Here is a 19,311-nt window from a genome sequence, read left to right as displayed (position 1 = left end):
CTACCACTACCGCTACACTGACTGCCCAACGGGCAACGGGGTGTTCCGGTGATGATCGCCGGTCAGCTGGCGCTTCTCAACGGATCGGCCGATGAGCCGCTTCAGAGTCATCATGACCAGACCGGTCGCGCACTTCAGGTCGACGAGACGCAGACCTACCTGGGCGACGATCTCGTCATCCAGTCCGGCTTGGTCGCGGGAAAGGTTCCGAAACAGGAGGAGCGAGTCATGGTGGACGGTCACGTGATCGAGACCGAAACACGGGATGTCAGTCGCCGTGTCGCCACCGAGTGGATCGCAGACGTCGACGGGAGCGGATGGGTCCTCGCAGAACGCACGCATTCGAGTGACCTCGAACACGAACCGGACTGGCCCTTCAACGAATTCTCAAAGCTGGCTGGACCAGAGATCGCACCGGTCCGCCTGAAGCCGTGGGAATTCGTCCGAAATCAGCGGGACGAAGGCCGGGACTGGACCGCGGAGATGGCGACACGAGAGCACAATCTCGACGACGTCTCGATCGAGTGGGGCACCGAAACCAAGACGGATGCGATCAACGCCGATGTCGGGGTCGCGCTGACGACTCACTGGCGGGATATGTTCGTCCGCCTCGTCATCTACTCGAGTGGATACCTCGCCATCTGGGAACCGGACGAGATGAAGCCCGAACTCCTCGGTCGGTTCATCCACGAGGAGATCATCCCGATCACGACGTTTGATGACAGCGCTAAGATCGACGAGAAACAGCAGGTCACGCAGACGACTCTCGATGATAGCGAGGTGGAAGCATGACCGGCGACGGCAAGACGCTCGATAAGGGCGTCCCAACCGAACCGACCGGCGAGGACTGCCCCGCCTGTCCCGACGGTGAACTCGTCAAGCCACGCAGTGAGGTGCCACAGTGTCCCAACTGCCTGTACGTCAACAACCCGCTCTACATGGACAATGAGCTCGGCGATTTCGAGCTTACCCATCGTCAGGGACGCCGCCTGCTCCGTGTGTTCGGATACGATCATCACGGCACAGCTGGTGATATCGGGACGCGCCTTCGGCGGTTCTGTCACGAACAGGACGTCGATATGGACCACCTCAACGATCTGCTTGCCGACCTTCGCGGAACCAGCGGATACGAGCGAGGGGATTCAGCATGACCCACTCGAGAGACGATCTCGACCGACGGGTTCGCGAGGCGATCCGCGCCCACCGCGACCGTGGCAACTGCTACGTGACAGTCCGGCAGTTGTCGAACGCCATCGAGGATGAGACACACCAGGCGATCAACCACGCAGTTCTCCGGATTGTCAACGCCGGCGATCTCGAGCCGTGGCGGGACGTCCGGTCGTCGTCGGTGACGTACCGAATCCAGATTGGTGCACACCGTTGCGACCTGTGCGGCGCCGGTCACGACTCTGTCGGCGCCACGCTCCGCTGCTGTGCCGGCCTGTTCGAGGACGGTCCTGCAGCTGGGATGAATAGCGTCCGCGGTCCCGCTCCTGGAGTCGCAGCCGCGCATGAGGAGCGTGATGCACGATGACGGAGGTTTGCCCAGTCTGTGGCGAGGATCCAGAGTCATGCTACCGGTGCCAGCAGTGTGGGAAAGATCTGGTCGGCAGCCAGACTGAGGAGAAAGACGATCTTGTCGCAGACGGAGGATTTCCGGAAGACCACCCGCTGGCGCCGTTCGCTGATAACCTCGAGACACATGCCGATCACCTGGATGCGTATAGCCAAGTCCTGGCCGAGGCAGATCCGGACGACATCCACGGCGTGATGCTGGTGATGTATTCGTCTGATGGCGTCGACACGTTCCCCACAGTTAGTGAGGACGTCGACGCCCGGCCTGCATCGCTGTGGATGCTCGGCGCGTTCATTCATCACGTCGCCTCAAGCGCACAGCGGGCTGGTGGTTCAGCGACGATGGAGGAGGTCGCCCACGATGCGATCGAGTACCTCCGCCACCACGGGTTCGGCCATCAAAACCTAAGGACGGACGGCGGCCAGCTGATGGCGACCGACCAAATCGTCCTTGAGCAGGTCGATGCGCTCCAGGACGAGTCCGAACACGGTGCACCGATCGGATCGGTCGTCAACGCAGTCCTCGAGGAGACCGACGATACGAACGTCGACTTTGGGAACGTCTTCTGGACGATCGAGTTCCTACACAACAATGGCGAACTCTACTGTCCCGCACGTGGCTACCTTCGCCGGCCATCTTTCACCGACAACGAGGATGAGAACGGAGGTGACGAGGCGTGAGCGCGAAGGAAACGGTCGAAGAGCGCTGGCAGAAGCGCCTCACCGAAGCCCGTGTCCAGATCAGTGACGGTCTTCAGCCGGAATTGCTGGCCAAGCGGTACGGCGCCGAGACAACCGACGAGATCGCGGAGCTGACCCAGCAAGCAACCAAAGAGATGATCCGCGGCGGTCACACGCTACTCACACTCGATGACCTGGACGTCGCCGAGGAGAAACTCGAGGAATCTGGATATGAGGTCGCCACTGATGGCGGTGTCGTCCAAGCCGCTAACGCAGCTGACCGATGCCGGATCTGCGACGATTCCGTTTCTGCATCGAGTGTCAAATCAATCGACACCGTGGATCCAGGGCCGACCGGGTACGGTCTTATGTCCGGCCCAGTCCCGTTATGTAACTGGTGTCGGGAGTACCTCGAGGCGCCTACTGGTGAGGGGTGCATCGTCTGTGGCTCAGACGATACACATCACTCGTTTGAGATCGAAGGTGTCGCCGGCGTAGACGATCTTGACGTCTACTACGGCGGTAGCCTCTGCACGCGTTGCTCGAGGGATCTGGTCTTCGATCTCCAGCAGCGAGCGCTGTCAAAACAGTCCGAGGAATCAGGTCGCGATACGGAGGAGAAGACCCTCGTTACTGACGGCGGCACCGATATCGATGACCGAGAAATCAAAGACGAGTTCGTCCAGGAGTACGCTGTTCCCGTCGACGAGGCCGAGTCGTTCGTTCATGTCGGATACGATGACGCATACCATCCGACGGGAGGGTACTGGTTCCCAACAGGCCAGAAATGGGGTGACGCCTCGGGGTGGGTCTCGAGGAAATACGACCTCCCAGAAGGCGAGTTGATCCAGTATCCATGCGACGATCGGCCACCCGAAATACTCGGCTACGATGACCTTCCGGGATGGGTCGTCAACCGGGCTCTGCCAGAGGCCCAGTGCCCTCTGGTGGTCGTGTCGTGTGCTGGGTGCGAGAAACGGTATCTGAAAGAGAACGCGACGATTCCCTCGGAGACGGTAGAAGACGGTGAGGTACTCGATCCAGAGGACGGTCACAAACGCTGCCCTTACTGTGGTCAGACAACTGTGTCGAGTGCGCGTGTCCCAGTTCGGTTAGACTTTGAAAACGGTCAGATCGAGGCAGGGGCGGATTCCGATGACGATGACGAGATCGTCACCGACGGCGGCCAGGATCTCGGAACGATGTGGTACGTCGTCGCCGAGCCACAGCAGGATCCGGCACGAATCGTAGCCGGCCCGTACTACGATGCCGACGAGGCGGACCGACGGGCGAGTCTGGACCACGACCTTAATGCCGAGGCCCAGTTCGCCCTCATGCTGGTCCACAATATCCAGGACAACGACTACAACGTCGAGTGGGCAGACGGCGTCGATCGGCCCGAAGCGCTGGTTCAGACGGATGGTGGATCTGTCCCAGATGAGGTTCGTGAATACCTCAAGCGGCGCCAGGAGCGCGGGAACAGCTACGTCAAATCGAGCCATATCTCCAATTCTCTCGGTGTCTCGACTAACGCTGCATCCGATTATCTCCGAACACTCGAGGAGCAAGGCGAACTCGATCGGTGGAGTAACTCCAGTGCTGGAACAGTCTGGAAGATCACCGGTTCTTTCGGTGCAACAGATCACGGAGGTGAGTCAGCGTGAGCCGCGCATGGCACCACGCGAACGTCGACGCAGTCCGTAACGAGGCAGGCGTCGCCGACCAGAGCGACGAGTGCCGAAACGGGACTACTGGTTGCCCGGGCCCCGACGCTGACGTCGATGCGTTACCGTGCATGACGTGTTTCCTCGAGGGAGACGACGCCGGCGATCGGGGCGTCGCGACCGACGGAGGTGAACGCCGGTGAGCGACGACGCTGAGTTCCGCGAGGAGATCCGGACAGTCATCAGAAGGCACGACCCGGACGCTGACGACCTCCGGGACCTCGCCAGCGATCTCGAATCGCTTGCCGACCGCTACGAGGCGACCTCGGAGGCGATCTAATATGCCCGCCGAGGATCTGAAATACCTTACCAACGGCGAGTTACGCGAAGAGATCGCTTACACCGTCGGTGGGGATCCGACCCGATACGGGGTAGACTCCGAGCGAGGGCTCACTAAAGCCGACGTCTTCCGTATCGCCGTCGCAATCGAGCCAGACGATACTACTGTAGACCTCCCGGACCTCGATCTCGAGGAGCTCTATCGGGTCGTCTGCAAGTGGGCTGGTGGCGAGTACAATGCGAACGTTGGCAACGCCTGGAGGATCAATCGGCCAAACCTGAAACGGATCCATCAGGCGGTCGACGCGCAGCCACCACGTGAGGTGGTGTCGCCATGAGTGCCTCCGCTACAAGCACCGACTCGATCGTCGTCGTGGATCTCTTCGCTGGCGCCGGAGGCTTCTCGACAGGCGCGGCTGACGCTGTGAACGACGTCCGGCAAAGCCCCGATATCGACGTTCGACTGATCGCAGTCAACCACGACGAGGACGCCATCGCCACACACGAGGCGAACCACTCGTGGGCCGACCACTATCACGCAAAAGTCGAAGAGATCCATCCCCCGGATGTCGTCGAACCGGGGACGGTCGACCTGTTGATCGCAGGGCCGATGTGCACCCACTTCAGCAACGCTCGAGGAGGTGTGCCCGTCGACGAACAGATGCGCGCCTCACCGTGGCACGTCCTCCACTGGATCCAGCTGCTCCAGCCGACGAACATCATCATCGAGAACGTTCGCGAGCTCCGGTCCTGGGGGCCGGTCGTCGACGGCGAACCGACGTGTGACGGCTCGATCTTCGAGCAGTGGGTCGCCACGCTCCAGGCACTCGGCTACACGATCAACCGGGACGACGACGGCGATTACGGCGTCGTTCTACGGGCGGCCGACTACGGCGATCCGACCACTCGAGAGCGACTGTTCGTGATGGGCAGCCGCACGCAACGACCGACGGTCCCTGAGCCCACACACTCGGACGATTCAACTGACGAGCTCGAGGACTGGCGACCAGCGGCCGACGTGATCGACTGGACTGACCCGGGAAGCTCCATCTGGACGCGATCGAGGCCGCTATCGAACAACACGATGAAGCGGATCGCCGAAGGGATCCGCCAGCACTGCGATCCCCGGCTCGCGCCGTTCGCCGACGCGATCGAGGAGTTCGGCGTCCGCCGAGACATCGAAGAGCACGGCAAGGACGTCAGGCTGACTGCCGACCTGCAGGACGACGTCGTCGACGTGGCCGATCTCGAGACGGCGCTCGAGGAGCGTGACGGACCGTTTCTTGTCTCCGGCGAGATCGAATCCGCGCTGTCGGTCCCGATGGTGATGGGGCAACACTCACACGCCAGAGCGAAGCCAGCCGACTCGACGCCGGTGCCGACGCTGACCAAACGAGGCGTGATCCACCACATCAACGCCGACGCGTTCGTCCTGCCGCGGAACATGCCTCAGCGTGATATCTACAGCAACGCCACGTTTGATCCGGAAGAGCGGCCGTTTCCCACCATAACCGCGAAGAACCACGACGGCCACCTCATCTCGCCGTTCCTCGTCGAATACTACGGCAACTCGGACGAGGCACCGATCGACGAGCCGCTTCCAACAGTCACGACGAAAGCCCGGCACGCGCTGATCGTCCCGGACCTCTTTCCATGGGGGCTCGACCTTCGGTACCGACTTCTCGAGCCGCCGGAGACGAAGCAGGCCCAGGGCTTCCCCCCGGACTACGAGATCGTCGGCGACACGAAGCGCTCGGTCCGGAAGCAAATTGGTAACGCAGTTCCGGTAAACCTCGCTGCAGCGCTGTGCAGGCACGTCTTGACCACCGAGATGCCAAGCCTCTCGACTTACGGGGCGGGGATCCAGCCCGATCGAGATGTGGAGGTCCCACAGTACGAGGAGGTGCTCGCCAGCGATGACTGAGCAGGCAGGTGAGGATGGACCAATTGTTTTCCTCGCCGTTACGACGAGCGGCGGGTATGGCAACGTGTATCATAGCGATTCAGGCTGTCGAGCCATCGCGAACGCACGGAGTGTGTCCGAGAAGCCGTTATCGCTTCTCGACGACGATGATTACCGCGAGTGCCAGGTTTGCCAAGGAACAGCATCTGACGGCGGGTGTCCGTCTCCAAACGCGACTCGCAAATTACTCGAGTCGCTAAACCCAGAGGACGTCGGCCTCAGTCCGCTCGGAGAGGTGGATTCCGATGTCTGAGGATGTGAAATACGTCGTTGGGAAAGCCCCTGCGCCGTCACTGTCGAACGCGGAAGTCAGGGTCCGCATCGCAGAGATCGTCGGCTGGGACTATCAGGTGCGACTCGACAGCCGAGACTCAACGTCGGATCACGCAGTCTACTTTCGCGCCGGCGATCTGGTTGCGATCCTCAACTGGCTGCGTTTTAGGACCGACGAGAATCCAGAGCCAGTCCAACACCGTCGATCGAAAGATGAGCTCGTCGACGAGCTGGGTGATCGGTGTGAATTCTATGCTCGGTCGACGCGCCTCGAGCGCGTGGAGCTGTCTGCAGTCCTGGACCGAGTAACCACTGTCAATGAGGGTGATCCGCAGTGACCGACCTTTCGCAGTTCGGTGGCGGGATCGATCGGCCCGAAATCGAGGATGAGGACGATAGTGACAGTGAAACCGACTCGAGCAACCGACCCTACGCGAACGTTCGCTGCCGCGGGATCACGACCGAAGGCCGTCGGTGCGCCGCGCCGGCGTCGAATATGTGGGGTGGCGAGAGTCTCTGCGGTGTCCACAGTGGTTCGAACTCGAGCGTCACGATCGACTCCGATCCAATCTCACTGATCGAGGCAACGTCACGGAAGCTGTTCATGAACCTCGGCGATCTCGACGTCGACGAGGAGCTCATCCGCGGAGCGATCCACAACATCCACGGCCTTGAGGAGCGACCGTTGCCGGTTTACGAGGCCGGGCTCTGGTTACCGGAACAATTTGCGAAGGCACGCCGGCTGATCATCCGAACGCCGACGTCCACGATCGACCCCCGGTTGGGCGGATCCAAATCTCGCCACCGTATCTTCTCCGCTGTTCGAGCGGGGCAGTGGGATCCAGATTACCTCGAGGGCGAGGGTCGGACTGCGAAGATCCGCAACGAGGAGTGCCTTCCTGGCGAGGATGGCACACCGCGGGTCGGCCTGAAGATCGCCGGCGAGGAGCAACGCTGGTTCCCCGTCGAGATCAATCGGGGTGATCAGCAGTGATTCCGTCAGACGTGACTATGCATTTTAAGTACCGTTACCAACAACAGAGACGACAGCAAGCACACGCACGAGAAAGCAAAACCAACACGCGCCGCTGGCGGGCGTTGGAACCAGGTGGTAGGATATCTGGTTCTTGTACGTTCCACCATATAAGCATACCGGACGAAGAGCGGTGCCCCTGTGAATTTCGTCCGGTCAACACCGCAGTGTACGCAAGAGAGAACCGTTTACACAGCCGTTTCGGCAGTTCGCATGAGGTGGGACGATGAGCGACGAGATCGTCACTGTCGGAAGCTACAGCGACGTTCTCGGTCACGATGATCTCTCATCGAAGGACGAACTCGCCGTCGTCGACGCGCTCAATTCAGCAACAGGCCAGGAACTCGTTGTCTGGATTCCGGGCTGGCTCGCTTCCGAGAAATCACTCGAGGCTGCCGGGAGCTCCGAACAGGTGTTCGTAGGGACGGTCGAGCGCGAGACAGAGAAGGCCTGGCAACTCGTCCAAGACGACAGGACCGACGACTGGATTCCAAAAAGCCAGGGCGTTGTTTTCGAGAGGGCACCGGATGCAACACTGACGACGCCACAGAATCGTCTTGACGAGTGGGGGGAGGCGGCATGACGACGGCCGGACTCTCACCCACGCTACAGGTGCCGGCAGCCACGATCGCGTCGATCGAGGTGACCGATCAGCCCGTCTCTGACCTATGGCGAGAATTGCTCAGTCACACCGACGTCGCCGATACGTTCGTCCACGCCGTTCGTGACTTCGCTCGTGGGAAGACCGTTCCCGAGCTGTATGATGCGCTCGAGGAGCAGTCAATTCCCCACTGGCTCCGGTCGCGCATTCGAGACGTCGCCCTCGGGAATCGTCGCGAAGCATGGCATCTCGTTGCCGATATCATTCCCGAACTTGGTCATGGTCGCTCGAGCGTCGACGATATACTCTCGACCGCTACGCTCTTCCGCGAACTCAACGGGGATGATGTTCCGACAGTCGCGTTCGTTGTCGGCAAGGAATTCAAAGACGAATCTCGTCGAAAGCGAAGCAAGATCTGCCGTCTGATCGCGACGCTTGCAAACGCGTTCGATGTTCGGTTCGTCGCGACGGGCGTTACACAGATCTTCGTCCGTGCACACCACCGCGACGAACTTCCAGGTGTTAACGACTGGCGTCGCACAGATAGTACTGATACACCGCTCGCTAAGGTCGTCGACGATGCGATCGAGACGCTGGATCCCGACACTCGCGAGATCAAACTTTTGCGAGAGCTCGAGGACCAGGATAGCGAAACGCTGTCGTACAACCAGTTGTACGGCATATTCTCCGAAGTCAACAAGCCGCGCGTCCGTCAAACGATCGCGGCCCTCGACGAGCTCGCACTCATCTCGAAGTTTGGTCCACAGTCGAATCGGAAAGTCGAACTACTCGAAGCTGGTCGAGGTGTTCTGGACCGTCTCGATGCCGAAATCGGCAGACAGCAGGAGCTCGATGAGAGCGTTAGAAAATCCGGAAAGTCTTCTCCCCAGTGCCGTGTAACCCCGCGTACGGGAGGGGAGGGAGAAGCCGGCCCCAAGCCGTACCAGGTTGACTGGATGAGCCGGTACAACCACGTTGCCGGGGTAGCCTGCGGCCACCCCGGAAGCGTGACCATTGCAAACGGCCCTGTACCGGCCGGAGACGGCCGAACGCATGAGGTGAGTTACGACCCGAACGAGGACCAAGCAGTAGTGGCTGTGCAAGCCGACGAGCCCCTGCCCTACGCGGTGAGTACGGCGGTGGCGTTAGCAACACCATGGTTTGTGGACGATGTTCTTCCACCGTCACGCATTCAGTCTATCGATGAACCGCCAGCAATCCTTCGGGATGCTCGCTGTATCGGTGAACTGTCCGATGAGGCGCTGGCGGATCCATTGGTCTTACGAGACAAACTGGTCGACTGGGGCCAACGGATCCAGGACTGGACGGTCGATCTCCGTCACGGCGAGTACGAGGATCGTGACTCGTTCCGGTCAATGATTATGCGGTCAGCCCACGGTTTGACTGGCTCGATCGTCCACCTTCTGGATGCGGCTGGTATCGATCTCATTCGAGAAGTGCGAGTTCCTAGCGGGGCCGACCGGGATGACCTCGAGGATCTCTCTGAGACAGTCGCCATATCGGCAGCCATTCAGTCGACGTATGACGGCGTCCACAACGGTTTTCGACAGCTGTACGAGGATCGTGGGAAGAAGCGAGCCTTCTCCTTTACTCCGACAGTCGATGCAACAGAACCGTTTGGATCACTCATCGGATCGTTCGTGTTTCGTGGATCAGATATTGGTCGATTGAAGGGAGAACTCGAAAAACGGCTTGAATCACCGCGAGATCTTCATGATGACGCCCCTGAGTTTGCGATTCCGATCCCGATTCGTGAGACGGGTCGGCCGGAGATCGCGGCAGTGGCGAACAAGATACTGCTGCCGAAGCGAATTCAACCAACTGAGGGTGCCGTGACGCTGTGCCACGCTCTCGTCCCGGATCCGTTCGCCGTATCTCGTGGACTCGAGCAGCTTGAGGGTGAAGATGAGCCACGGCAGATTCGTATTGATGAACTTCGGTATGCGCTGTCAACGCTCGACACAGAGTCGATACTTCCAGATCTTTCACCAACGGCATCGGCGATGGTCGAAGCCCTGTTGACAGCTGAGACGCGACTGTCGCAAACTGAACTGGCCGATCGGGCGGATGTCTCAGCCCGTTCCGTTCGAAATAACGTTGCGGAACTCGAGGCGGTCGGGCTCCTGGACTCGACTGACGGCTACCGATTGACGATGTCGTTCAGAACCCGGAAAGAACGCCGTTCCTCAGTGGTCCCGAATCTCGTCGACGGGACTGCAACGCTGATTGATACAGTCGATTCCCTGCTCGAACGGTCACTTCCACCGGATCGGTACGGTGATCCGGACGACCCACTTGGAAAGGCATTATGGTGGCCGCCGGATCCGTGGATCCTCGAGGGTAACGACGACCTGGGGGGTTGGTTCAGTGTTTCGGTTAGACTCGCCGCAGAGCAACCGGTCGAGAAGTCGGTCGTGACGATGGGGCCGACGATCGAGCAGCAGCCACTTCCGACGACCGGCAACTCGAACGAGGTAAATGCATGATCGGGATGGCAGCGCTTTACGGAGCTGGTGTCATCGCCGGTTCGCTCATCACAACGGCACTGTTCAAATTCCGACTCACGTCTCGAATGAACGTAACGGAATCCCTGGTCATTGAGACGATTGGTCAGTATGCCTACCTCCAGGCGACGATCGAGACCGTCGACGAAGAGACCGAGTCGGAAATCCAGCAGCGTGCGGAGGAAATAGCTGACGAGTACGATGTCGAGATCGCGGATGTTGGGGGTGTGATCGATGGCTAAGTACGAGCCCGACACGAGCCACTGGGATGAGGACGAAGAAAGCAACGAGTTCGAACTGCCGCGAACGCAGATCAAAACCCACGAAATCGAGGTCATCTACACGACCGATCCCGGTGAGACGAGAGGCTACGGCCGCGAGAAATACAGCGCGACGATCCGGTACGACGACGAAACAGGCGATCCGTTCGTTCTGTTCGTCGTCGAATATCGGTGGAAAGGGAACTACTGGCGTGACGTCACCGACTGGGACTGGCGCGATGTTCCCGAACCAGTCCGCAAGCAGATCGCCGCCGCACTCCCAGTCAGGTCTCCCGACGAACTGGACAGTGGGGCGCGCCTGATCGACGAGGGTGGCGAGTCCCGCTGGGAGAAGTACCACAAGCACCGGGTGGAGGAACTCAGTGGTGACGAGATGTGGGGCACGTCGTTCCTCCGAGATGCGCTCGACCCCCTCGAATCGGCCGCGGAAGCGTTCGACGACGGAAGCAAAGGCGAACGACTCTCTGAGAAACTCGTCACGCTTACGCAGAAGGTGATCCGGACAGTCGACGACCGATCGGATGCCGCGGAAGGAGGCGATCGCGATGACTGATCTCGAGACCTCGATTAGCACCGGTGACATCGTCGAGGACCTCGAGGGGACGTCCCCGAACGGGATCGTCGTCAACCGGCCACCGGTCCCGATCAAAGACTGGGAGATCTATGGAAAGGGCCCGGTGTCGGCACACAACCCGGAGTATCCGGAGGACGATCGCGTGATCATCGTGCTGTACGAGGACGTCCTCGAGGAGCACTACCCAGAGTACACGGGTGGTCGACCGATCCCGATGAAGCAATTGACCGCGGACGGTGCCAAACCGTACGCGTTCCCCGCAACCCGCCTCGAGACGATCGGCGAGCGTGAACCGATCGAGCTCTCACTCGACGCGATCAACCCGGCTTCGTTCCACGCTCGGAATTTCGACGCCGGGGGGAACCGAGACTACATCGACGCGATCGCGGTTCGGGGACGACCGAAACCGATCCCGCTGGTTCGAGACTGCGGCGAGCGCTACGAGATTCTCAATGGGCACAAGCGCGTGTGGGCCAGCTACGTCGCCGGTCTCGAGGAGATACCAGTGCACGTCAGCTACCTGAACGACTTCGCAGCAGCCCAGTACTGGGCGGAACGGCATCTCGAGGATTACGATCCCGACGAACAGCAGGTTGCACTGGACCGACTCCGGGATCGGTTCGGTGATCGAGCGCACGCGATCGAACGAGAGTACCTCTCGACGGGTGCAGATCCCGTTTCAAAGCAGGCTCGAGCAGACGGTGGTCACGATGAGTAAGCCCAACGCAGCGCACTCGATAGACTCAACGCAACTCTCTGAAGCCGCGATCCGTGCGTTCGAGAAAAACATCAAGACTCACTCGCTGCCAGTCGTCTCCCGGGCGGCGGTCGTAGGCGAACTCATTCACGCCGGGAGAACGCTCGAGAGAGCAAACCACGCTATCACAGTCGCCCATCGGTCTGGAGAAGTCGCACAGGTTCGGGCTGCCGACCGACTGTATCTGCTGGATCCGGAGAAAACGGATGACGATCTCGTAGAAAAGCTACGGGCGTATCTCGAGGCGACGGACGAGCCTGATGAAGGGCTCATTGGGGCAGTGAACGCACGGGTCCAAGAGCTTCGCAACGATGGAGGTGATTCGTGATGTCAAAGATTAATTCAAAAATTAGGCGCGTCCTGGAAGTGTTATTCCCACTTCGGCATACTTCCCAGCGCAGTCACCACAGAGAACGTCAACGGGATCTGGTCGAGACAATGTGGGATCGATACTTCCTACACCTTGTTGCTTTGCTGGAGGATACTGAATCGCAAAGTCAGCATTGTCATCATCACATAAGACACACCCTGAATTCCCTGCAACAGATCGACCTACCAGAGTCTGAGAACAATCTCTGCAAATCTCACCAACTCTTTCCTTTTTTGGCACAACAAGGGTTTTCCCGTCGATTGCAGGTTGCGGACAGAACAAGCATTCATTCATACCACGATGTCGACCTAACAACACAAAACGATTTTGGGGCCGACACTGGACCCGGAAATTTCCTGGCCGTTAAAAACAGATCGACAACGGGGTGTCGACGATGAGTGGGTCGATCGAGGAACTTCCACCGAGTGCAAAACTCGTCTACAAGGTCCTCGAGTACGCTGAACATCCCCTAACACAGGATGAGATCGCCGACGAGACTCGTCTCTCACGGTCGACACTACAGTACGCCCTGGATCGTCTCGAAAAAGTCGACGCAATTCAGTCAGATCACGACCTTCAGGATCTCAGAAAGAAAGTATACAAAACTGATAAGTGATAATATTCATCGCTAACTATCGCCTTATTACATAATAAACAGAATGTGGTAGGTAACCAGCCGGCGTTGGCAGCGCCGGTCCCTCACAGATACTTCTCAACCATGTCCGCAACATCAACCTCAAGCGACAGGTATGAGTGCGACCACTGTGGCGACTACGCACCGAGCTACACGTTTTTCGATGCGGCGATGTGCTCGGAGTCCTGTCGCCGGGCAGCGGATGCGGAGTCGATCCTCAACACCCTCACGCACGACCACACGACGTGTGGAACGTGTTTCCGCCGGCTGAAAGTGATCGAGAAGCCGCCAGAACGAGCCCCATCGGCAGCGATCGGCTTCCAGTTCCGGACGGAGAACGCGACATGGGGGGAGAAACGCCGGCCGACTGGTCCGAAGAACGACGAGCCGGAGCTCCCATCGCTAACGCAGCAGGTCTACGCGTACGAGGTCCAGGACGATGACAACGACGAGCTTCGGGAGTACTACCCGGGCCGTCGGTACGATCGTGCGAATGAACCCGAGCCGACGCCGAAAGCGAACGAACCGGTCCGGACGGGAACCGTTTGCGACGTCTGCGGGAACACGGAACATAACGTCCCGGATCCCCATCTCCGGTCGAACTGCTCGACGATGTTGGTGGGCCACTTCTTCACGGAGCGCGTTCGCGAACTCGACAAGACGATCGACGAACAGCAGTTCTGGTCCACCTACTCGGAAGCCGACCGGACGATACGCGATGCCCTCGAGGCCGCAGTGATCATCTGATGATGCGCTCATTCGAGGGGAGCCCGATCGACGCCCGCTACCAGCACATCTCCGAACGCCCGTCGCTCGAGGACGAGGCGGACGACGTCGTCTACGCAACGGACCCGGCACCTGGAGGCGAGGAACGGTCGGAAAACGTCCCGGTCCCTGATGACCCAGCTGACGAACCGGAACCTGACCGACCAGTCGTGAAAGGCCAGACAACACTCCAGGAGTGGTCGAGCCTGTAACGCCTGGGCTCTGTTCCCGATCCCGATGACGGCCGCTGCCTCAGAGTTAGACGCTCACTATTCCCGAGAGGTACGCTCGAGGGTTCTCCACGGTTGACTCCGACTCTCGCAGACACCACCCCTCTTCCCCCAATCCTCAACCTCTACCCCCATTTCGAAGTAAGCCCGTGTAATGGTAGGCCGATCAGGCCAGGGTTCGACTCCCTCGAGGGCTGTTCCGATGACGTCGGCGTCCGGCAGTAGGCAGCTGCCGTAGATCGTGTGTTGCGATCGGCACTCGTGTGGCGCTCGAGTCCCGTCGACAGAGGTATGCGGGGGGCTGAAAGATGCCCAGAGTACCTCTCGTCGTGTCTCGAGGGCTGGAAAAGTGCATCTGTACGCAAATGCGTATCGGCGTTATCGTGATTGAAGTCGTCTAATCGAACACCACCATATCGTAACGACATCGGTGCGCCACGTGCACGACGAGTCCGCGGTGAGGGATCGGCCGACGACCAACCGAGGGACAACTTCGGCGTTGTCGGCTCGAACGAGAGCCCGAGCGAAAGCGAGGAACACTCTCGAGCGACCTGCGGCCGCGAAACACAACCATCAGCCAGCCCGTTCCTGTTCCAATATTTGAGTCGGTAGCTCAGCCAGGTCAGAGCTGCGGGTTCCAGACCCGCCGGTCGGGGGTTCAAATCCTTCCTGACTCACTCGCGGAGCGATTTTATGATCGACACAGTAACAGACAACATATACGCGATCGTCACGGCCGCGATCGTCATGATCGGTATCGCCCGGGCCTACTACGGACCGGAGTTCAACGAGGTCCCGTGGCAACCGCTCCGACGGGTGTTCATCCCGTTGGCTCACACGATCGCGAAGCGCTCGCTCGGCGAGGACTTCTACGCGGCGTACGAGGTAAGCCCGGCAGAGCACGTCTCGACACTCAACATCAAACCTGAGGTCGTTATCAAAGACCTCGAGGAAGCAGGCTACGTCGTCGAACCACTCGCTGGCCTCAAAACGGACTGGAACGGAAACACGGAGGTCGCCTCGTACGCACGGCATCGAGGATCGAAACCGTTCCCTGGCGCTCCGGAATGGCTTCGCCGACGGCAGGTTCACGTAACGCTATTCCCGGCGCCGAGTGGCGGGACGATCGTGACAGCCCATGAGGAATACAATTCGTGGAGACCCGACCTCGCTGAACAGCACTACCGTGGTGTGACTCAGGACATCCAGAAGGGGCGACTACTCGCAGCGTCGGATCTTGGCATCGCCATCGAATCCCCACCAGAGCCATGAATGAGCTTCAAGAGTCGCATTCGGCCGCTTGCAGGCTTCGCAGCAGTTCTTACACTGCTGGCCCTGATGGTAGCCGACACGGTCCATCCCGAGATAACGCTCACACTCGAGAACAAGGTGCTGCTGGTCAGCCTGATCTCGGCGCTTCTCGGCGTCGACATCGCACTGGATCAGCTGCCGGTCACGATCGGGAGGAGCCAGAGTCAGCGCCAAAGCGAGGGTCGTAACGGAGGGGATGGGGATGATTGATACACAACTCGTCGATACGCTGGGAGCGTTCGCCGGTGTCATCTGGATGTCTGCTGCGTTGTACTTCCAGTTCTGGCGGCGTGATCACGTCCATCCGGCGCTGGTTTCGAGTCTATTCCTGATCGGCGTCGCCCTGATGATGGCTTCGTCGGCCCTGGTCCTTACCGGGAGTCCGGCGACGATCGTCCTCCTGGGGCTCATCGGCAACGGGCTATTCGCTGCCCTCGGGATCGCCGTCTGGTGGGGCCTCGAGCGAAACACGCCGACCTGCGAAGTACCTGCCTGACCATGTGGACCTGCTCACTCGAGCTCGTCGACGACTGCGAACAGCGGGGGATGTTCTCGGCGCCGGACGAGTACCGAGGTGAACCGACGTGCAGACAGTGCATCGACGCCATCGGGCCTGCAGCGGGACAGGGCTACGACGACTTCCCGGCGACGACGTCTTTCCAAATCACGGACTGAGAGATGGCCAGAACTGATCTCGAGCGCGGCAAAGACGTCGTCGTGTTCGAGTACGAGGGCTTGTACATGCTGTACGACGGAACTCCAGGGGGTTGGATCCGATCCCGGCCGCCGATACAGCTGAAATACTGGCGATAACTTTCCATGACCTACCACTATGAGTGCGACGGCTTCTGCGAGCCGCAGACCATCTATCGGACCCGCCCAGCCCTTACTGCCGAATTTAATGAGCAGTTTTTCGAGTCGACGCGGATCGGTGGGCAGCTCGCAGAGCACGAGTTCGAGGTCGGCGACCTGATCACGCTCTGTCCGGAGTGTACTCGACGGCTTCTAATCGACTTTCCATGACCGATTCGAGGGATCGCCACCGCGAACGCGTCCATCTCGAACGCGCCGGTCGACGGTGTCCCACCTGCGGCCGCACCTTCGACACTGCTGATCGCGTCGACGTCCATCACCGTGACCAGGACGAACGGAACGGTCATCCGGCGAACCTCCGGAAGCGCTGCAAGAAGTGCCACCTCGAGGGCGAGCACGATCGCCCCGACGACGTCGACTCGCCGAAGATTCCCAACGGCATCTCTCGACGAGGACCTCGCGGCGTGAGCCAGAGCGGCCCGCCCCGATGAACACGCCATGACAGACCCTGCGCTGACGAACACGCCATGACAGACCACGATCTCGAGATTGCTCCCGAGGCCCCGACCGACGCGGAGGGCCACCCGGTCCATCCGGACTCGGACAAGAGCCACCGGATCTGTGCTGCCCAGAAATCGGAGCGAACGACGCCCACGGAACACGGCCGGGAGCGGGACGACGTGCCGTACTGCACGCTCGCCGCCGGCTGGGGTGTCGACGAGAAGAGCGAGGGGACCTGCAGCCACCATCTCGGCGCCGTCGACAACCGTGGCGAGAATAACGGCAACTACGAGCACGGTGCCTACTCCGAATTCCAGGATTTCATGAAAGAATCAACGCTGTCGGAAAAGGAGCAGGCGGCTATGGAGGCGCTTGACCTCGAGGACCACGGGCAGGACTTCGCTGCAGACGTTGTCCGACAAGCGTATCTCAAGTACCTCAGGACTCATGACGACCGATTCCTCCGTGAGGCCCGTCAGTGGGCCAGCGAATTCGGCGTGATCGAGAAGCCAGCGGACAAGCTGGAGGCGACGGTCGATGCGAACGTCGACCAAACGACGACGCAGGAACTCGGCGAGGAAGAGAAAGAGATCGCTCGAGAGCTCATCCGGCAGCAACAGAAGCAGTCTGCAGCTGGTGGTGACGATGAGTAGCGCGATCCAGACTGACGACGTCGATGCCGGCGCCGAGCAACTCCTCGAGATCGTCTCCGATCCCGAGATCAAACGCGATCTCCTGAACCCGTTTGAGACGGGCGACTGGATCACGTACGCCAACGAGCTGACTCGGAACTACATGGCCGAGGAGATGGAGGAAGACGAGTACCACCTCCTTGGCGACCACCATGAACGCTGGCTGAAAGCGTTCGACGGCGGCGACCGCGTCCTGCTGTGCCACCGCGACGGGCTGAAGACGACGATTACGCTGGCCTACCTCATCGCCTCGCTCGAGTACAAGGATGGCTTTCGGGCGATCTGGGCGATGAACAACCAGGGCTCGGTGAAGAAGAAAGCCGACACCGAGTTCTGGAAGATGGTCGAGCGGAACCCGTGGCTCACAAACCTGAACGGGCCGCGGAAGAAGGACACGATCGAGGCGAAGGAGTGGGCCCACGGCTCGGTCATGAACTCAGGCTGGCTCTTCGGCGGGATCGAGGGCGACCGCGCCCACCTGCTCGTCCTGGACGACATCATCAAGGAGAAGGGCGACGGGGATACCGAGGACGTCCTAGACTGGATCCAGGCAGTGTCGGTCCCGATGGTCAAGGAGGGCGGACGCACGGTGATGATCGGCACCCGGAAACGGCCCGACGATATCTACAACGACTACCGAGCCCTCGAGGGCTACGAGTTCGACGAGTATCCCGCAGTGCTGGACTACTGGGATCAGCAGTTCGGCGCCGATGATGACTGGGAAGATCGTCGGCCCGATGAGGAGCTCTACACCGAAGTCGAAAACCCGTGGAACGAGGGAGAAACGCTCCAGGTCCTCTGGCCGGAGGCTCGAGGCCCCCAGTGGCTCGCCAACAAACGGTCGCAGATGGCCGACCATCGGTTCTGGCGCGAGTACTGCCTCGTCATCATGGGCTCGAGCGGAAACCTGATTGATGCCACGGACGTCCGAAAGCCAGCCGAAGAGGGCGGCTGCTCGATCTCGGATCGTGACCCACCGCCGAAGTATCGCGCCGGACCTGGCGAGGCGATCATCCTGGGCCACGACCCGGCGAACTCGCCGACAGGAGACGATGCTGCCTTCTCGGTATGGCTACTGCAGCGCGACGGTCGACGTCGCCTCCTGGACGCTCACGCCGAGGCTGGCATGAAGCCCAGCGAGGTCAAGAACCAGCTCCTCGAGTTCGACCGTCGGTACGACCCGGCGCTGATCGTGATCGAGGATAACGGCATGCAGTCGTACGTGGCCGAGGACGCGATCGAGTTCGACGCCCAGCTGGCCGCGAAGGTGACTGGACTGACGACGTCCGGCCAAAAACACAGCTGGGAGAACGGAATCCCGCGGATCCGGACGCTCGTCGATAACGGTTACATCCTCTTCCACCGAGGGCACCGGCCGACCGAGGATTTCATCACGGCGATGCAGTCACTCGAGCGTCGCGATGGGAAGCTCCACGGCCACACGCCGGACCTGATCGCCTCGTGGTACATGGCTGAGAAAGGCTTCCGCCGGCTCGAGTCGATGGGCGCCCTCGATGGCGTCGACAATCGCGATGGCGGCGAGGAAGGTGAGGACGGCGATGGCGGCAGTGGCGTGAGTTACCTCTAACATGATAGACACAACCACCGAAAATGCGGCTCGTAGAGCTCTACGGAAGTTCATCACCTGCCCCCTGTGCGGCAACGTTGATGCAGAAGTGGAGATACAGGCCGATCCCTCGGAGGATCCGCAGTATCTGCAAGAAGTCCC

At 60.3% G+C, this 19,311-nt stretch carries 29 protein-coding genes and 1 tRNA gene; all 30 read left to right on the top strand.

What is annotated here, in order from left to right; translation table 11 throughout:
* The first annotated feature begins 51 nt into the window (after window positions 1–51).
* The 30 genes from HYG82_RS44070 (at window position 52) to HYG82_RS43925 (ending at window position 19,170) form a co-directional block, all read left to right on the top strand.
* Window positions 52–792, top strand: coding sequence for a hypothetical protein (locus HYG82_RS44070; RefSeq protein WP_235218263.1), 741 nt, complete (start codon window positions 52–54; stop codon window positions 790–792).
* Window positions 789–1,151 carry a hypothetical protein gene (locus HYG82_RS44065; protein WP_235218262.1) on the top strand — a complete coding sequence of 121 codons (363 nt, stop codon included), beginning with the start codon at window positions 789–791 and terminating at the stop codon, window positions 1,149–1,151. Before HYG82_RS44070 ends, HYG82_RS44065 begins: the two co-directional genes overlap by 4 nt.
* A complete protein-coding gene (locus HYG82_RS44060; RefSeq protein WP_235218261.1) occupies window positions 1,148–1,534 on the top strand; it encodes a hypothetical protein in 387 nt (128 codons plus the stop codon). Before HYG82_RS44065 ends, HYG82_RS44060 begins: the two co-directional genes overlap by 4 nt.
* Complete coding sequence (locus tag HYG82_RS44055; protein ID WP_235218260.1) at window positions 1,531–2,256, top strand: hypothetical protein; 726 nt, start codon at window positions 1,531–1,533, stop codon at window positions 2,254–2,256. Before HYG82_RS44060 ends, HYG82_RS44055 begins: the two co-directional genes overlap by 4 nt.
* Complete coding sequence (locus HYG82_RS44050; RefSeq protein WP_235218259.1) at window positions 2,253–3,920, top strand: DUF7123 family protein; 1,668 nt, start codon at window positions 2,253–2,255, stop codon at window positions 3,918–3,920. Before HYG82_RS44055 ends, HYG82_RS44050 begins: the two co-directional genes overlap by 4 nt.
* Window positions 3,917–4,123, top strand: a complete 207-nt coding sequence (locus HYG82_RS44045; protein ID WP_235218258.1) for a hypothetical protein — start codon at window positions 3,917–3,919, stop codon at window positions 4,121–4,123. Before HYG82_RS44050 ends, HYG82_RS44045 begins: the two co-directional genes overlap by 4 nt.
* Complete coding sequence (locus tag HYG82_RS44040) at window positions 4,120–4,260, top strand: hypothetical protein (protein WP_235218257.1); 141 nt, start codon at window positions 4,120–4,122, stop codon at window positions 4,258–4,260. The genes HYG82_RS44045 and HYG82_RS44040 overlap by 4 nt, the downstream gene beginning before the upstream one ends.
* 1 nt (window position 4,261) lies before the next feature.
* Window positions 4,262–4,597 (top strand): hypothetical protein, encoded by a 336-nt coding sequence (locus HYG82_RS44035; RefSeq protein WP_235218256.1) that lies wholly within the window; start codon window positions 4,262–4,264, stop codon window positions 4,595–4,597.
* Window positions 4,594–6,183 carry a DNA cytosine methyltransferase gene (locus HYG82_RS44030; RefSeq protein WP_235218255.1) on the top strand — a complete coding sequence of 530 codons (1,590 nt, stop codon included), beginning with the start codon at window positions 4,594–4,596 and terminating at the stop codon, window positions 6,181–6,183. The genes HYG82_RS44035 and HYG82_RS44030 overlap by 4 nt, the downstream gene beginning before the upstream one ends.
* Window positions 6,176–6,475 (top strand): hypothetical protein, encoded by a 300-nt coding sequence (locus HYG82_RS44025; RefSeq protein ID WP_235218254.1) that lies wholly within the window; start codon window positions 6,176–6,178, stop codon window positions 6,473–6,475. The genes HYG82_RS44030 and HYG82_RS44025 overlap by 8 nt, the downstream gene beginning before the upstream one ends.
* Entirely contained in the window at window positions 6,468–6,833 is a 366-nt protein-coding gene (locus tag HYG82_RS44020; RefSeq protein ID WP_235218253.1) for a hypothetical protein, read from the top strand. Before HYG82_RS44025 ends, HYG82_RS44020 begins: the two co-directional genes overlap by 8 nt.
* Window positions 6,830–7,489, top strand: coding sequence for a hypothetical protein (locus HYG82_RS44015; RefSeq protein ID WP_235218252.1), 660 nt, complete (start codon window positions 6,830–6,832; stop codon window positions 7,487–7,489). Before HYG82_RS44020 ends, HYG82_RS44015 begins: the two co-directional genes overlap by 4 nt.
* A 265-nt stretch (window positions 7,490–7,754) precedes the next feature.
* On the top strand, window positions 7,755–8,111 hold the full coding sequence (locus tag HYG82_RS44010) for a hypothetical protein (protein ID WP_235218251.1): 357 nt from the start codon (window positions 7,755–7,757) through the stop codon (window positions 8,109–8,111).
* Window positions 8,108–10,636 carry a winged helix-turn-helix domain-containing protein gene (locus HYG82_RS44005; protein WP_235218250.1) on the top strand — a complete coding sequence of 843 codons (2,529 nt, stop codon included), beginning with the start codon at window positions 8,108–8,110 and terminating at the stop codon, window positions 10,634–10,636. Before HYG82_RS44010 ends, HYG82_RS44005 begins: the two co-directional genes overlap by 4 nt.
* The gene (locus HYG82_RS44000; protein WP_235218249.1) at window positions 10,633–10,896 is read left to right on the top strand and encodes a hypothetical protein; all 264 of its coding nucleotides are present in this window, start codon (window positions 10,633–10,635) and stop codon (window positions 10,894–10,896) included. The genes HYG82_RS44005 and HYG82_RS44000 overlap by 4 nt, the downstream gene beginning before the upstream one ends.
* Window positions 10,889–11,488 carry a hypothetical protein gene (locus HYG82_RS43995; protein ID WP_235218248.1) on the top strand — a complete coding sequence of 200 codons (600 nt, stop codon included), beginning with the start codon at window positions 10,889–10,891 and terminating at the stop codon, window positions 11,486–11,488. Before HYG82_RS44000 ends, HYG82_RS43995 begins: the two co-directional genes overlap by 8 nt.
* Window positions 11,481–12,227, top strand: a complete 747-nt coding sequence (locus HYG82_RS43990; RefSeq protein ID WP_235218247.1) for a ParB N-terminal domain-containing protein — start codon at window positions 11,481–11,483, stop codon at window positions 12,225–12,227. The genes HYG82_RS43995 and HYG82_RS43990 overlap by 8 nt, the downstream gene beginning before the upstream one ends.
* The gene (locus tag HYG82_RS43985; protein ID WP_235218246.1) at window positions 12,220–12,594 is read left to right on the top strand and encodes a hypothetical protein; all 375 of its coding nucleotides are present in this window, start codon (window positions 12,220–12,222) and stop codon (window positions 12,592–12,594) included. Before HYG82_RS43990 ends, HYG82_RS43985 begins: the two co-directional genes overlap by 8 nt.
* Window positions 12,595–13,030: 436 nt before the next feature.
* On the top strand, window positions 13,031–13,252 hold the full coding sequence (locus HYG82_RS43980; protein ID WP_235218245.1) for a MarR family transcriptional regulator: 222 nt from the start codon (window positions 13,031–13,033) through the stop codon (window positions 13,250–13,252).
* 102 nt (window positions 13,253–13,354) lie between these two features.
* Window positions 13,355–14,017 carry a hypothetical protein gene (locus tag HYG82_RS43975; RefSeq protein WP_235218244.1) on the top strand — a complete coding sequence of 221 codons (663 nt, stop codon included), beginning with the start codon at window positions 13,355–13,357 and terminating at the stop codon, window positions 14,015–14,017.
* Window positions 14,017–14,247 (top strand): hypothetical protein, encoded by a 231-nt coding sequence (locus tag HYG82_RS43970; RefSeq protein ID WP_235218243.1) that lies wholly within the window; start codon window positions 14,017–14,019, stop codon window positions 14,245–14,247. Before HYG82_RS43975 ends, HYG82_RS43970 begins: the two co-directional genes overlap by 1 nt.
* Before the next feature lie 620 nt (window positions 14,248–14,867).
* A tRNA-Trp gene (locus HYG82_RS43965) sits at window positions 14,868–14,942 on the top strand.
* Between the two features lie 16 nt (window positions 14,943–14,958).
* Window positions 14,959–15,537: a hypothetical protein gene (locus tag HYG82_RS43960; protein ID WP_235218320.1), complete on the top strand. Its 579-nt coding sequence runs from the start codon at window positions 14,959–14,961 to the stop codon at window positions 15,535–15,537.
* Entirely contained in the window at window positions 15,538–15,786 is a 249-nt protein-coding gene (locus HYG82_RS43955) for a hypothetical protein (protein WP_235218319.1), read from the top strand. It begins immediately after the preceding gene.
* Window positions 15,779–16,072, top strand: coding sequence for a hypothetical protein (locus HYG82_RS43950; protein WP_235218318.1), 294 nt, complete (start codon window positions 15,779–15,781; stop codon window positions 16,070–16,072). Before HYG82_RS43955 ends, HYG82_RS43950 begins: the two co-directional genes overlap by 8 nt.
* 2 nt (window positions 16,073–16,074) lie before the next feature.
* Window positions 16,075–16,251, top strand: coding sequence for a hypothetical protein (locus HYG82_RS43945; RefSeq protein ID WP_235218317.1), 177 nt, complete (start codon window positions 16,075–16,077; stop codon window positions 16,249–16,251).
* Window positions 16,252–16,395: 144 nt separating this feature from the next.
* A complete protein-coding gene (locus HYG82_RS43940; protein WP_235218316.1) occupies window positions 16,396–16,599 on the top strand; it encodes a hypothetical protein in 204 nt (67 codons plus the stop codon).
* A complete protein-coding gene (locus HYG82_RS43935; protein ID WP_235218315.1) occupies window positions 16,596–16,880 on the top strand; it encodes a hypothetical protein in 285 nt (94 codons plus the stop codon). Before HYG82_RS43940 ends, HYG82_RS43935 begins: the two co-directional genes overlap by 4 nt.
* A 36-nt stretch (window positions 16,881–16,916) precedes the next feature.
* Window positions 16,917–17,543 carry a hypothetical protein gene (locus HYG82_RS43930; protein WP_235218314.1) on the top strand — a complete coding sequence of 209 codons (627 nt, stop codon included), beginning with the start codon at window positions 16,917–16,919 and terminating at the stop codon, window positions 17,541–17,543.
* Window positions 17,536–19,170, top strand: a complete 1,635-nt coding sequence (locus HYG82_RS43925; RefSeq protein ID WP_235218313.1) for a phage terminase large subunit family protein — start codon at window positions 17,536–17,538, stop codon at window positions 19,168–19,170. The genes HYG82_RS43930 and HYG82_RS43925 overlap by 8 nt, the downstream gene beginning before the upstream one ends.
* Window positions 19,171–19,311 lie beyond the last annotated feature (141 nt).

It is taken from the genome of Natrinema halophilum (assembly GCF_013402815.2).
Lineage (GTDB): Archaea > Halobacteriota > Halobacteria > Halobacteriales > Natrialbaceae > Natrinema > Natrinema halophilum.
The sequence above is the reverse complement of the archived record's forward strand: the minus strand, read 5'-3'. Positions and strand labels throughout refer to the sequence as shown.